This is a genomic window from Thermithiobacillus tepidarius DSM 3134 (assembly GCF_000423825.1).
Taxonomy (GTDB): Bacteria; Pseudomonadota; Gammaproteobacteria; order Acidithiobacillales; family Thermithiobacillaceae; genus Thermithiobacillus; species Thermithiobacillus tepidarius.
In genome coordinates this window covers 140,274-153,774 of sequence record NZ_AUIS01000004.1, presented here as the reverse complement: position 1 = coordinate 153,774, position 13,501 = coordinate 140,274, and the positions used below count along the sequence as shown (strand labels likewise).

Annotated in this window: 14 protein-coding genes; 6 read left to right on the top strand and 8 right to left on the bottom strand. The window is 67.4% G+C overall.

Features of this window, described 5'->3' with window-relative positions:
* Positions 1 to 75: 75 nt before the first annotated feature.
* The 5 genes from G579_RS18045 to G579_RS15345 all read right to left on the bottom strand — a co-directional run bounded on the left by G579_RS18045 (position 76) and on the right by G579_RS15345 (position 4,691).
* Positions 76 to 510 carry a YidH family protein gene (locus G579_RS18045; RefSeq protein WP_051180729.1) on the bottom strand — a complete coding sequence of 145 codons (435 nt, stop codon included), beginning with the start codon at positions 508 to 510 and terminating at the stop codon, positions 76 to 78.
* Positions 511 to 520: 10 nt separating this feature from the next.
* Positions 521 to 1,423: an NAD(P)/FAD-dependent oxidoreductase gene (locus G579_RS0102325; RefSeq protein ID WP_028988902.1), complete on the bottom strand. Its 903-nt coding sequence runs from the start codon at positions 1,421 to 1,423 to the stop codon at positions 521 to 523.
* A gap of 90 nt (positions 1,424 to 1,513) precedes the next feature.
* Entirely contained in the window at positions 1,514 to 2,095 is a 582-nt protein-coding gene (locus tag G579_RS0102320) for a DUF892 family protein (RefSeq protein ID WP_028988901.1), read from the bottom strand.
* A gap of 158 nt (positions 2,096 to 2,253) precedes the next feature.
* Positions 2,254 to 3,459: an EAL and HDOD domain-containing protein gene (locus G579_RS0102315; protein ID WP_028988900.1), complete on the bottom strand. Its 1,206-nt coding sequence runs from the start codon at positions 3,457 to 3,459 to the stop codon at positions 2,254 to 2,256.
* A gap of 434 nt (positions 3,460 to 3,893) precedes the next feature.
* Positions 3,894 to 4,691, bottom strand: coding sequence for an HAD family hydrolase (locus tag G579_RS15345; RefSeq protein WP_038017651.1), 798 nt, complete (start codon positions 4,689 to 4,691; stop codon positions 3,894 to 3,896).
* A 204-nt stretch (positions 4,692 to 4,895) separates the two neighbouring features.
* On the opposite strand from G579_RS15345, the gene dksA reads away from it, so the two are divergent.
* From dksA to G579_RS0102290, 4 genes are read left to right on the top strand one after another with little or no spacing between them, the layout of a single operon-like run.
* Positions 4,896 to 5,333, top strand: a complete 438-nt coding sequence (gene dksA, locus G579_RS0102305) for an RNA polymerase-binding protein DksA (RefSeq protein WP_028988899.1) — start codon at positions 4,896 to 4,898, stop codon at positions 5,331 to 5,333.
* A 3-nt stretch (positions 5,334 to 5,336) separates the two neighbouring features.
* Positions 5,337 to 6,659, top strand: coding sequence for a dihydroorotase (locus G579_RS0102300; protein ID WP_038017649.1), 1,323 nt, complete (start codon positions 5,337 to 5,339; stop codon positions 6,657 to 6,659).
* 43 nt (positions 6,660 to 6,702) lie between these two features.
* The gene (locus G579_RS0102295; RefSeq protein ID WP_028988897.1) at positions 6,703 to 7,503 is read left to right on the top strand and encodes an undecaprenyl-diphosphate phosphatase; all 801 of its coding nucleotides are present in this window, start codon (positions 6,703 to 6,705) and stop codon (positions 7,501 to 7,503) included.
* Positions 7,504 to 7,506: 3 nt separating this feature from the next.
* Positions 7,507 to 8,115 carry a DedA family protein gene (locus tag G579_RS0102290; protein ID WP_028988896.1) on the top strand — a complete coding sequence of 203 codons (609 nt, stop codon included), beginning with the start codon at positions 7,507 to 7,509 and terminating at the stop codon, positions 8,113 to 8,115.
* A gap of 58 nt (positions 8,116 to 8,173) precedes the next feature.
* On the opposite strand, the gene G579_RS0102285 is transcribed toward G579_RS0102290, so the two are convergent.
* Positions 8,174 to 8,650 (bottom strand): FKBP-type peptidyl-prolyl cis-trans isomerase, encoded by a 477-nt coding sequence (locus tag G579_RS0102285; protein WP_028988895.1) that lies wholly within the window; start codon positions 8,648 to 8,650, stop codon positions 8,174 to 8,176.
* Between the two features lie 208 nt (positions 8,651 to 8,858).
* On the opposite strand from G579_RS0102285, the gene murI reads away from it, so the two are divergent.
* The gene (gene murI, locus G579_RS0102280) at positions 8,859 to 9,632 is read left to right on the top strand and encodes a glutamate racemase (RefSeq protein WP_028988894.1); all 774 of its coding nucleotides are present in this window, start codon (positions 8,859 to 8,861) and stop codon (positions 9,630 to 9,632) included.
* Positions 9,633 to 9,639: 7 nt separating this feature from the next.
* Here the strand turns inward: murI and G579_RS0102275 are convergent, their stop codons facing one another.
* Together G579_RS0102275 and G579_RS0102270 are read right to left on the bottom strand one after the other, a co-directional pair.
* Entirely contained in the window at positions 9,640 to 12,141 is a 2,502-nt protein-coding gene (locus G579_RS0102275; protein WP_051180728.1) for an ABC transporter permease, read from the bottom strand.
* The gene (locus tag G579_RS0102270; RefSeq protein ID WP_211218634.1) at positions 12,138 to 12,812 is read right to left on the bottom strand and encodes an ABC transporter ATP-binding protein; all 675 of its coding nucleotides are present in this window, start codon (positions 12,810 to 12,812) and stop codon (positions 12,138 to 12,140) included. Before G579_RS0102270 ends, G579_RS0102275 begins: the two co-directional genes overlap by 4 nt.
* 11 nt (positions 12,813 to 12,823) lie before the next feature.
* Between G579_RS0102270 and G579_RS0102265 the strand changes: the two genes are divergently transcribed.
* Positions 12,824 to 13,492 carry an arylesterase gene (locus G579_RS0102265; RefSeq protein WP_211218633.1) on the top strand — a complete coding sequence of 223 codons (669 nt, stop codon included), beginning with the start codon at positions 12,824 to 12,826 and terminating at the stop codon, positions 13,490 to 13,492.
* Positions 13,493 to 13,501: the final 9 nt, after the last annotated feature.

Here is a 13,501-nt window from a genome sequence, read left to right as displayed (position 1 = left end):
AACGGGCGGCGCAACGGCAACCGCGCGCCGGCATGCACCTGCTCCACCCCCGTCGCCTCGGCCATCTTTGCCCGTCTAGCGCGACCGCATGTCGATGGTCAGCACCACCATCAGGAGCAGAGTCAGCGCCGAGATGGCCAGCACCATGCCGATCAAGAAAGGCCGCGGCGTGCGGTAATGCCCGGCTTCGATTTCCCGGTGCGTGCGGAAGTAGTCGAAGGCCGCGAAGCCGAAGAGCGCGACGCCGATCAGCACGTAGGCGTCGCCCAGGAATACGAAGAGGGATTTGAAGGCGCTGTGCTCGAGCGCCAGGAAGCGCGCGATGGCGAAGCCCACCGTGGCAATGGCGATGCCGGTGCGTACCCAGGCGGCGAAGGTGCGCTCGTTGGCCAGATAGGTGCGAATGCGATTATCGTCCGGCGCGCGCGCCGCCTCCTGCGGGCCTGGCTGCCCACCGAGCGGCGCCGGGCGCGTCCGCTTGCCGAAACCTGCCCGCTCCTGGCCTTCCATCCGCGTCCCCCTATGCCGAGTCGAGATGCCGCAGGGTATTGTGGATATGCGTGGCGGCGATCGCCGCCTGGCCGTAGGCCACGCTGATCTGATTGAGGCTATGCACCACGTCGCCGGCGGCGTAGAGGCCCGGCACCGAAGTGCGCTGATGGGCGTCCACCAGCAAAGAGCCCTGCTCGTCCAGCCGCGCCCCCAGGTCCCGCGCCAAGCCCGAGCGTTCCCGGGCACCCAGGGCGGAATACAGGGTATCGAAGCGTTGCTCCACCCCGCTGTGCATGCGCAGCGCTGCGATCTTGTCGCCCTCCAGGTGCACCGTGGCCACCGGCTCCTCGACGACGCGAATGCCGGCTTCGCGCGCCGCCTGCCACTCCTCGTCGCTCAGCCGCATCTCCTGGCCCAGGGTCAGGAGCATCAGGTGAGGCGTATAGGTGCGCAGGAACAGCGCCTCCCGCAGCCCGCCGCTGCCATAGCCGATGACCGCCACGTGGTGGTCGATTACCTCGTAGGCGTCGCAAATGGGGCAGTGGCGGATGAGGCCGCGGCTGACCGCATCATTCAGGTCGGGCAGCGCCGGCTCGATGTCCACCGTGCCGGTGGCCAGCAGCACTGTCCTGGCGTGGATCTCGCCCAAGGTGGTGTAGGCCACGAAGCCGTCGGGCACTTTCCGGAGGCGCTCCACCACTCCGCTGCCGATGGACGCGCCGTAGCGCTCCGCCTGGGCGCGCAAGCGCTCCAGCAGCACCGGGCCGGGAATGCCGTCGGGAAAACCCGGACAGTTGTGCGATACGGGGATGAGCCGCGCGCGGCTGGCGCCGCTGTCGACGACCTGGAAGCGGCGCCGGAAGCGCGCGAGATAAGTGGCCGCCGTCAGGCCGCCGGGCCCGGCGCCGACCACGAGGCAATCGAGTGGCATAAGCCATCCTCTCCAAACGCTTATGCCCGCAAGATGCGGGCATAAGCGGCGATGCTCCGCATCCCGGCACGCGCCGGAATGCCCGCCGTCCTAGTGCGGCAGGCCGGCCTGCCCAGGGGCGCCCAATTGGATGGCAATGTGCGGCACGCGCGCCTCTGCATCCGCGTTCACCGCCACGTCCTCCTCGCGCAGATCGCGGATCACCAGCGCGGGAATCAGGTTGGCCACCATCTGCGCGGCGGCGATGCATTCCCGCAGATGCCGCTCGGCCAGTTCGGCGGTTTCGGTGTCGTTCAGCGCCAGCGCAGTGGTCGACAGCATCTCGTAGGAGATGTTGGCCAGGCTCAGGACGGTGTAGTTGTCGCGCATGTCCTTCGACAGGCTCAGGGTGCGCAGGTTGCCGATCAACCCGGAGGTCGCGCCGAAGATGCCGGACACGGCGGACTTGATGGCATCGGTCATGCTCTTGCCCGAGTGGCCCAGAGTGTCGACCCGGCGCTCCAGGTCGGCAATGTGCCGGCGCGACATCTCCACCAGGTGCTGGACGACGCGATGGGCTTCGGGCACGTCCTTGCTGTGGTCCTGCTGGCTCTCGAAGGCCTCGAGCATGTGCTTTTCCAGGGCGTGCATGTCGCCCACGTATTGGGTCAGGGTTTCGGTGCGTTCGCTCATGGCGGTACTCCTGCTTGAAAGTGGGAGATGCCGGACTGCCCGCCCCAGGCGGGAATCCGGCTGCTGAGCAAGCACCTTATGCCCCGCCAGAGCGGCCCTCAAGCTACTTAAGTCCGACGGACCCGCGGGAACTATTCGGGAATGGCCGATCGGCCGGCTCAGGCCAGCTTTTCGCTGTAGGCAAGCGCCTCCAGCGCCGCCGCATTGATGGCCTCCTCCGCCATCCCCAGCTCGCCGGCCAGCCGTTGCATCTGCGCCCAGTCGCAGCGCTCCAGCGCCTCCACCAAGGCCAGGTAGGGCGCATAGGGCCCGCGCCGCTCCAGCAGCGCGGTGCGGATGCTGTCCGGCAGCACCATTTCTTCCGCAATGCGCGTCATCGGCATGTGCAGCAGGGCCTCCAGCATGGAGAACATGCCCACCACGAAGAGCTCGTTTTCGTTGCCTCGCTCGCTTCCCTGCCCCAGCTGCTCCAGGAGCCGGCCGCGCTGCAGGGCAGTCAGGAGCAGGGGCGAGGACGGCCCCTCCCCCTCGTTGGCGAAGAGCAGCAGCGTCAGCAGGCGATAGAGCTGTTGCCGGCCCATGCGCACCATGGCTTGGCGGATGCTGTCGATCTTGCTCAGGCCGGCCATCCCGGCACAGTTGATGTAGCGCAGGAGCTTATAGCTCAAGCCGGCATCACGGCTGATGAGGGCCTCCAACTCGCCGAGTTCCGCGTCGGCCATGATCAGGTTCAGGCCGCGGATCACGCTCAGGCGCAAGCTCGGAATGTCGCTCTGCTCCAGCGTGACCGGGCGGGCGAAGTAATAGCCCTGGTAATAATCCATGCCCAGCGCCCGACACTGCTCGACTTGGTCCTTGTCTTCTACCTTCTCCGCCAGTGTCCGCAGACCGCGGCTGCGAGCCAGACGCACGTGCTCGCGCAAGCTCAGGGCATCGTGCTGAGTGATGTCCAGCTTGAGGACTTCGGCGATCTCCACCAAGGGCATCAAATCATCGCGATGGATGAAATCATCCAGGGCGAACCGGTATCCCTCCTCCCGCAGCTGCCTGCAGCGCCGGATCAGCTCCGTATCCGGCTCCACATCCTCCAGGATCTCCAGAACCACGCGTTCCTTGGGCAGGAGATACACGAGATCGCTTTCCAGCAGCTCACGTCCGAAGTTGATGAAACCCAGCTTGCTGCCCAGCACCTGCTGGGCGCCCATGGTCGAAAAGGTGTTCAGCAACACCTGGGCGGTGGCTTGCGAGGCATCCTGAACCGCGGCGCCCCCCTGGCTGCCACGCCGGTACAGCAGTTCGTAGGCGACGATTTGCTGGCTGTTGTCCAAAATGGGCTGACGCCCGAGGTACGTGGTGGTATTCACTTGTTGTTCCATTTTTGTTGGCTGGTGCGGGCCGGGGGACGCCGCAATGGCACGCCGCACGGCCGGCATGGCGGCAACGGCTCCGAAAGCCCGGAACCGCCAAGCTTCCGCGACCGGAAGCATCGGCGGGCACCCGCGCGACGCTTTTCCCAGCGACCCATCCCTGCCGGGCTCTTTATCTATGAAATAGCTTCAGGGCCGGGCAAGTCAACTCTTGGCCCGCGCACCGTTCATTAGAAATTCACTATATTTTTCGAGAATAATTGCCCGAGGCGAGCAAAAACGGGCAGTATTTTTTATGTGGCATAAAGCGTTTTTGGGAAAAGCACGGCATTCGGGCAGCCGGGGAGTTGCGGCTGGAGAGATCCAGCCGCGGCGGGCCCGCGCCTGCTGCGCGGCCCGCCAAGGCAAACGGACTGGAAGGCGGGGCAGGCTCAGCTCCCCTGGACAGCCTGGCGTGCCGGCACCGCGCTGGTGCACCATTGCTGCAGCAGCGCCACATCCACGGTCAGGGATTGGCCGGCCGCCGGCCCGGCCAGGACGCGGGCGGGCTGCTCCGGCTCGCCCAGGTGCTCCAGCACCGCCAGGGCGCCGCTCAGGTCGTGGTCCAGGGTATAGTCGTTGACCGTCGCCAGCACCCGCAGACCCGCTCCCAGCGCCGCGCGCACGCCGTTTTCCGAATCCTCGAAGGCCAGGCACTGCTCCGGACGCAGGCCCATTTGCTCCATGGCCAGCAGATAGATGTCCGGTGCCGGTTTCTTGGCGGGCACCACATCGCCGGCGGCGATCACCTCGAACCAGCTCATGGCCTCGGGACCAACGGCATTGACCAGCAGCGCTTCCACGTTTTCCGGCGTGGTGGTCGTGGCAATGGCCAGGCGCAGGCCAGCGGCGCGGGCTTCCTGCAACAGGCGCAGCACGCCGGGGCGCAGGGGCACGCCGCCGGCGGCCATGATGTCGACGTAGTGGGCGGTTTTGGCCTTGTGCAGCGCAGCGATCTCGGCATCGCTCAGACGGGGCTGCTCGGGAAAGAGGTTCAGGTAATGGCGGATGCGCTCCTTGCCGCCGGTGATCTCCAGCAGGCGTCCGTACAGCGCCACGTCCCAGTCGAAAGGCAGACCGGCCGCGCGAAAAGCCCGGTTGAAGGCCACCCGGTGGCCGTCCCGCTCCGTGTCCGCCAGGGTGCCATCCACATCGAAGATCAGTGCTTCCAGATTAGCAGTGCTCGGCATGATTTCTCCTGCCCAAAGGTCATGGTTTACTTGCCGGCATTATGAACTATCTGAGGGAAATAGTCAGGTTCACCGGGCGCGCGGCGCACTTGCTACCAAGGTCTGATGGGCATTTGCCAAACCCGCCCCAATCTGATATAGCTTCCCGCCGAACGATAATTCGCTGTTGCAGCCCAGCGGCTGCATGACTATCAGGAGCACGACATGGCCCAAGCCCAATCCAAATCTACCGGCGCAACCTTCACCCCCTACGAACCCGCGCCGTCGGAAGAATATATGAGCCCGGCCCAGCTCGCTCACTTCAAGAAGATCTTGGAGGATTGGAAGCAGGAGCTCATGGAGGAAGTGGACCGCACCGTGCAGCACATGCAGGACGAGAACGTGGTCTACTCCGATCCCAATGACCGGGCCAGCCTGGAAACGGACATGACCCTGGAGCTGCGCACCCGCGACCGCGAGCGCAAGCTGATCCGCAAGATCAACGAGACCCTGGACCTGATCGCCAAGGGCGACTACGGCTATTGCGAGATGTGCGGCGTGGAGATCGGCCTGCGCCGCCTCGAGGCGCGTCCCACCGCCACCCTGTGCATCGACTGCAAGACGTTGCAGGAGAAACGCGAAAAACAGATGGCCGGGGAATAACCCTTGTCCCGCCTGCTGATCCGGGACGCCCGCATCGCCCGCCCCAGCGGCGAGCTGTACCGAGGCGATCTGCTCTGCGAAAACGGCCGCATCGCGGCCATCGACCGCAGCCTGCAGGTGCCCGCCGACGAGGTGGTGGAGGCCGACGGCCACCTCCTGCTGCCGGGGGTCATGGACCCCCAGGTGCACTTCCGCGAGCCGGGCAAGGAGTACAAGGAAGACCTCGGCAGCGGCTCGCGGGCCGCGGCCAAGGGCGGCGTCACCAGCTTCCTGGAGATGCCCAACACCGATCCCAGCACCACCAACCAGGCGGCCCTGGACGACAAGCTGGCCCGCGCCGCCGAAAAGTCGGTGGTGAACTACGGCTTCTTCATCGGCGCCACCCCCGACAACCTCGAAGCGCTGCAAAGCGTTCAGGGTGCGTGCGGGGTGAAGATCTTCATGGGCGCCTCTACGGGCAGCCTGCTGGTCAACCGCGAGGAGGACCTGGACCGCATCTTTGCCAACGTGCCCAAGCTGATCGCCGTGCACGCCGAGGACGAGGCCCGCATCCAGGCGCGCAAGGCGGAGCTGGCCCATCTCTGCGATCCGGCCACCCACTCGCAGATCCGCGACAACGAGGCCGCCCTGCTCGCCACCAGGCTTGCACTCGGCCTGGCCAAGCGCTACCGGCGGCGCCTGCACGTCCTGCACCTGTCCACCAAGGAGGAAGTGGCTCTGCTGGCCGCGGACAAGCCGTCCTACGTATCCGCCGAGGCTATTCCCAACCACCTCTTCCTGAACACGGACGCCTACGCCAAAAAGGGCACCCTGGTGCAAATGAACCCGCCGATCCGCTCGGAAACGGATCGCCTGGCCCTGTGGCAGGGACTGCGCAACGGCACCATCGACTGCATCGCCACCGACCACGCGCCCCATACCCTGGAAGAGAAGGCCCTCGGCTTTCCCAAGGCGCCGTCCGGCATGCCCGGCGTGGAAACCAGCCTGCCGCTGATGCTGACCGCCATGCGCGACGGCCACTGCACCCTGGCCGAACTGCAGCGCTGGATGTGCTTCAACCCGGCGCGCCTCTACGGCGTGCCCAACAAGGGCCGCATCGAGATCGGCTGGGACGCCGATCTCGTGCTGGTGGACATGCTGCAGGTGCGCCCGGTGAAGAATGACGAGATGTTCACCAAGGTCCGCTGGAGCCCCTTTGACGGCTGGGAGCTGAGCGGCTGGCCGCTCTACACCGTAGTCGGCGGCCAAGTGGTGTTCGCCCGGGGTGAGATCCGCCCGGGCGTGCACGGCGCGGCCCTGCAATTCCCGAAGCAAGCCAAAAGCTGATTTTTCCGTTTCAAAACACAAAAAACACGGAGGAGCAGTCCACGTGGATACCCTGCTTTGGCTCAAAGCCCTCATTCTCGGCATCCTGGAGGGCGCCACGGAGTTTCTTCCCATCTCCAGCACCGGGCACCTCATCATTGCTGCCGATCTGCTCCACTACACCGGCGAACAGGCCAAGGTCTTCGAAATCGTAATCCAGCTCGGCGCCATCGTCGCCGTGGTGTACAATTACCGGGCCAAGGTGGGCAAGGTGGTCGGCGGCCTGGGCAGCGACCCCGCCGCCCAGCGCTTCGCCGTCAACCTGCTTATCGCCTTCCTGCCGGCCGCCCTGCTGGGCGTCGCCCTGCACGGCTTCATCAAGTCGCACCTCTTCAATCCCTTCACGGTGGCGGCCGCCCTGGTGGCGGGCGGCTTCGTCATCCTCGCCATCGAGCACTTCAAGCCGGCGCCGCGCATTCACAGCGTGGACGAGATGCGCTGGCCGGATGCCCTCAAGGTAGGGCTGGCGCAGAGCTTCGCCCTTTTTCCCGGCGTGTCCCGGGCGGGTTCCACCATCATGGGCGGCCTGGTGGTGGGCCTTTCGCGGCCGGCGGCGACGGAGTTTTCCTTTTTCCTGGCCATTCCAACCATGTTCGCCGCCACCGCCTACGACCTTTACAAAAACCTCGACATCCTCCATGCCGAGGACTTCGTGCTATTCGCCATCGGCTTCGCGGCCGCCTTCGTCTCCGCCCTCATCGTAGTGCGCTCCCTGCTGGCCTACGTCGGGCGCCACGACTTCAAGATCTTCGCCTACTACCGCATCGTCTTCGGGCTCGTCGTCCTCTGGTATTTCTGGCCCTGAGCCATGATTGAAAAGCTCCTGGCCGTCCTGAGCGGCTTCGTCATCGGCGTCATCAGCAACCTGGGCTATGGTGGCGTCGCGCTGCTCATGGCCATCGAGAGCGCCTGCATTCCCCTGCCTTCGGAAGTCATCATGCCCTTCTCCGGCTATCTGGCCTGGCGCGGCGACATGACCCTGTGGGGAGTGGCCCTGGCGGGGGCGGTCGGCTGCGTGCTGGGTTCACTGGTCGCCTACTACGCCGGCGCCTGGGGCGGCCGCCCGCTGGTGGAGAAGTACGGCCGCTACGTGCTCATCTCCCACCACGACCTCGACCTCGCCGACCGCTGGTTCAGCCGCCACGGCGACATCACCATCTTCGTGGGGCGCCTGCTGCCCATCATCCGCACCTTCATCGCCTTTCCCGCCGGCATCAGCCGCATGCACCTGGGCCGTTTCGTCATCTACACCTTCGTCGGCTCCTTTCTCTGGTGCTACGGGCTCGCCTGGCTCGGCTACACCCTGGGCGAGAACTGGACCGGCCTGAAGGTCTACTTCCACCGCTTCGACTTCCTCATCGGCGCGGCGCTGCTCCTGGGCCTGGTCTGGTACGTGCGCCGCCACCTGCGCCGCTGAAGTGCCCATGAAAAAGGCCCCGAACGGGGCCTTTTCAGCTCGCGTCCGCCAGGACGGCCTAGTGGTGGTGCCCGCCCTCGCCGTGCACGTGACCGTGGGCGATCTCTTCGGGGCTGGCGGCGCGGACGGAGGTCACCTCCACATCGAAGTGCAGGGGCTGGCCGGCCAGGGGGTGATTGCCGTCCAGGTAGACCTTGTCGCCGTCCATGCCGACCACCGTGAAGATGGCGACCTCGCCGGTGGGCAGCTCACCCTCGAACTGGCTGCCGACCACCAGTTGCGCGTCATCGGGGAAGCTGTCGCGCGATTCCACGCGGCGCAGGTCGTCGCGCTTCTCGCCGAAGGCCTCGTCCGCGCTCAGGTCGACGGAGATCTTGTCGCCCTCCGACTTGCCCTCCAACATGCTCTCCAGCTTGGGAAAAATGTTGTGATGGCCATGCAGGTAAGGGATCGGGCTGGAGGTCTTTTCCAGCACCTCGCCCGCCTGGTCGCTCAACGTGTATTGGATGTAAACCACGTCGTTGTTCTTGATCATCTTGGCTCCTCTCGCTGTTGGCCCGTTACGGTAATTGGAATCGGACCGGCCTGCCGTAACAGACGTGGTCGTTACACTGTGATTGCCCGAAATTGTAGGGGTTTGCCGGCCGGGGGTAAATGCTTAGACTGGTTTTTCCCCCGGAGAACTGCAAAAATAGCGGCGTCATTCCGGAAATCCGACTTAAGTCAGCCGCTGCATGTCCCCTGTGAAGATTGGCGTATTCGACTCCGGCCTCGGCGGCGTCAGCGTGCTGGCCAGCCTGCTCCAGCGTTTTCCGCAAGCCCACTTCCTCTATTACGGCGACACCGCCAATGCCCCCTACGGCGACAAGGCGCCGGAACGGGTGCAGGCCTGGAGCCTGGCGGCCTACCATCATTTCCTCGACCGGGGCGCGGCGGCCATGGTGATTGCCTGCAACTCCGCCACCAGCGCCGCCGTGGAAGCGGTACGGGCAGTTGCCCACATCCCGGTGCTCGGCATCGAGCCCGCCCTGAAGACCGCGGTCGAGCAGAGCCGGGACGAGCCCATCGCCGTGCTGGCCACGGCCATGACCATCCGCGGCGAGAAGCTGCGGCAGCTCATCCGCCGCTTTCCGGAACGGGCGGCGCATATCCATCCCATCGCCTGCCCGGGGCTGGCCGATCTGATCGAAGCGGCGGACTATGCCGGCGCCCAAGCCTATCTGGCCGACACGGTAAAACCCCGGCTGCCCGCCGAAGGCACGCCCCTCTTCGTGCTGGGCTGCACCCATTACTCCCTGATCCAGCCCCAGATCCGCCAAGTCTTCGGCGCGGAGGCGCGCATCTTCGACGGCAACGCCGGCCTGGCCCGCCATCTGCGCAACCGCCTGCCGATCCTGGACGACGCACCGGCGACCACGCCGCCGCGGGTGGAGTTCTTCTTCACCCACGATGACGAGCGCAAAGCCCGGACGGCCCGTCAACTGCTGCAGCACGCCAGCCCGCCGCCCGGCGCCTGAGCCCGTCTCAGCGCAGCACCTGCAGGGGCGGCGTCGCCAGCACGCGGCGCAGGCCCAGCATTCCCGCCAGCCCGATGCCGAGGCTGCCCAGTCCCGGCCCCCACAGCCACAGCCAGGGATTCGGCCGGAACGGCAGCTCGAAGATGCGGGCGCTGAGCACACCGGTCAGCACGGTGGCACCCAGGGCGGCAATGAGGCCGGCGGCCAGGCCGATCGCGGCGAACTCCGCGAAGGCAGCGGCGCGCAGCTGACCGGCGCGCGCGCCCAGGGTGCGCAGCAGGGCCGCGTCGCGGCTGCGCTGGCCCTGGGTGGCCTGGATCGCCGCAAGGAGCACCACGAAGCCGGCCAGGAGGGTGAACAGGAAGACGAAGCCCACCACCTCGCGGATCTGGGCCAGCACCTGCTGCACCTGAGCCAGCACCGCGCCCACGTCGATGACGGTCAGATTGGGCAGGCGCGCCACCAGCTCGGAGGAAAAACGCGCCCGGCCGGGCGGCAGATGGAAGCTGGTGACGTAAGTGGCGGGAAAGGAATCCAGCACGCCCGGCGGGGCGACCACGAAGAAGTTGACGTTGAAGCTGTCCCAGTTCACCCGCCGCAGGTTGACGATGCGCGCCTCGAAGGGCTGCCCGGCGATGTCGTAGCGCAGGGTGCTGCCCACCCGCACGCCAAGCGCTTCGGCGATGCCCTCCTCCACCGACAGGATCGCCTGCCCCCGCTGCGCCGGGGCCCACCAGCGGCCGGCGGTGACGACGTTGTCCGCCTGCGGCCGTGCCGCCCAGGACAGGTTGAACTCGCGCGTGGCCAGCGCCTGGGAGCGGCGGTCCTTGAAGCGGATGCTGCGCAGGGGCTTGCCGTCGATGGCGACCAGCCGCGCCCGCACCATGGGATAGAGCGCGGGCGGCGGCAGGCCCTGGCCGCGGAAAAACGCGGCGATCTCTGCCTGCTGATCGGGCAGAATGTTGATGACGAAGTGATTGGGCGCGTCGGGCGGCACCTGGTGCTGCCAAGCCTTGAAGAGATCGCCCTGCACCACGGTGATGCTGAGCAGCGCCAGGAGGCCGATGCCGAAGGCAAGGATCTGGCCGATGCTGCGGTTGCCCGGCCGCGCCAGGTTGGCCAAGCCGAAGCGCCAGCTCACCCCGCCCCAGATGCGCAGGCGGCTGATCAGCACGATCAAGCCATAGCCCAGGCCGGCCAGGACCACCACGGTACCGAGCACCGCCGCCAGGGTGTAGAGCCCCAAGCGCAGATCGCCAGCCTGCCACAGCACCAAGCCCACCAAGAGCGCCGCGGACAGCAGATAAACCAGTGCCGTCGCCGCATCCAGCCGGCCCGTGCTCTCCAGATCCCGGCGCAGCACCCGCAGGGCCGGCACCCGGCGCAGGCGCAGCAGCGGCGGCAAGGCGAAGATGATGACGCTGGACAGCCCCATGGCCAGCCCGACGCCGGCGGGCAGCCAGGACGGCGGCGGCAGCGGGCCGGGCAGCACGCCGCCCAGCAACGCCGGCAGGGCGCCCTGCAAGAGGTAGCCCAGCAGCACGCCGAGTCCCGTGCCGAGCACGCCGAGCAGCACCACCTGGCTCAAATAAATGGCCAGGATCAGTCCGCTGCCCGCTCCCAGGCAGCGCAGCACCGCCACCGCATCCAGCCGCCGGGCGACGAAGCTGCGCACGCTGGTGGCCACGGCGATGCCCGCCAGCAGCAACGCGCTCAGGGCCGCCAGGCCGAGGAAACGTTCGGCCCGCTCCAGGGTCATGCGCAGTTCCGGACGCGCGTCGGTCACGCCCTCCAGGCGCATGCCGCGCTGCAGGCGAGACTTGGCCCATTGGCGGTAGGCCTTGACCTCGGCCTCCCCGCCGGCCAGCAGCAGACGGTAGCCGACGCGGCTGCCGTACTGGATCAGCCCGGTGCCGGCCAGATCCGCCCAGTTCAACATGACCCGGGGGCCGATGCTGAAAAGCCCGCCGCCGCTGGACGGCTCCTCCAGGATCACGCCGGCGATGCGCAAGCTGCGCTCGCCCACCTGCAAGGCATCGCCGATCCGCACGCCGAGCTGCGCCAGGAGGTCCGGCTGCACCCACACGGTGCCCGGCGCGGGTATGCCGGCGAGGCTGCGGCCGCGCCCGTCCTCCACCCGCAGCTCGCCCCGCAGCGGAAAGCCGGCGCCGACCGCCTTGAGCTCCACCAGCTTGTCGCGCTCGCCCGCCAGCACCATGCTGGGAAAACCGGCCGTCTGCGCCGAGCGCAGGCCGCGCCGCTGCGCCTCCTGCGCGAAGGCAAGCGGAATGGGCCGATCGGCAATGACGGCCAGATCGCCGCCCAAGAGGGCGGCGGCATTGAGCTGCAGGCCGCGCCCGACGCGATCGGTGAAGGCGCTGACGGCGACCAGCGCGCTGATGCCGACCACGAGCGCCAGCACCAGTCCGGCCAGCTCGCGCCAGCTCACCCGGCTTTGGCGCAACGCCAGCCGCAGGGCCAGAGCCAGCTGCGCGGCGGGCCGCGTCACCGCTCCTCCAGCAGGCGGCCGGCCTGCAAATGCAGTTGCCGTTCGCAGCGGCCGGCCAGCGCCGGGTCGTGGGTGACCAGCACCAGGGTGGCGGCCCTTTCCCGGTTCAGGGAAAAGAGCAGGTCCACGATGCGGGCGCCGGTGGCCTGGTCCAGGTTGCCGGTCGGCTCATCGGCCAAGAGCAAAGGCGGTTCGGGGGCGAAGGCGCGGGCCACGGCGACGCGCTGCTGCTCGCCCCCGGAAAGCTGGGCCGGATAATGCGACAGCCGCTGCGCCAAGCCTACCCGCTCCAGGATCTCCTGCGCCCGCGCCCGCGCGTCGCGCCGCCCGGCCAGCTCCAGGGGCAGCATGACGTTCTCCAGGGCGGTCAGGGACGGCAGCAACTGAAAAGACTGGAAGACGAAGCCGATGGACTGGCCGCGCAGCCGCGCCCGCGCGTTTTCGTCCAGCTTGAAGAGATCGATCCCGTTCAGCAGAACTTGGCCGCGGGTGGGCAGGTCCAAGCCAGCCAGCAGGCCCAGCAAGGTCGACTTGCCGGCCCCCGACGGCCCCTGGATAGCGACGCTCTCGCCCGCCTGCAGGGAAAAGCTGATATTCTCCAACAGCACCAGGACACCGGCGCTGTCGGCCACCTCCTTCGCCAGGTGTCTCACTTCCAGGATGCTGGACAACAGGTACCTCCATGACCGTGAATTTACCGTCTCTGCTCGCCCGCCGGCATCTGATCCTGATGCTGCTCCTGATGTTCCTGTCCGCAGCCCCCGCCACGGCGCGGGAAGCCCCGCTCGTGCTGGCCTTCGGCGACAGCCTCACCGCCGGCTACGGCCTGCCCCGGGAACAGGCCTGGCCGGCCCTGCTGCAGCAGCGGCTGCAGGCCGCGCGCCTGCCCCACCGCGTGGTGAACGCGGGCATCAGCGGCGATACCACGGCGGGCGGACTGGCGCGGCTGCCCCGCACCCTGGCGCGGGAGCGCCCGCAGATCGTCATTCTCGAATTGGGCGCCAACGATGCGTTGCGCGGGCTGTCCCTGTCCCAGACCCGGGCCAACCTCGCGCGCATGATCGAGCTGTCCCAGGCGGCGGGCGCCCGGGTGCTCCTGGTGGGACTGCGGATTCCCCCCAATTATGGCTCGGTCTACGCCAATAAGTTCCAGCAGATCTATCCCGAGCTGGCGCGCCAATATCAGGTGCCCCTCCTGCCCTTCCTGCTCGAAGGGGTGGCGGGCCAGGCAAGCCTGAACCTGGATGACGGCATCCACCCCAACGCCAGGGGTCAGCGCATCCTGAGCGACACGGTGTGGCGCAGCCTGCAGCCGCTGCTGAAGGCGGAGCGGCAGGCGCGACGGGGATAAGGACGGCTG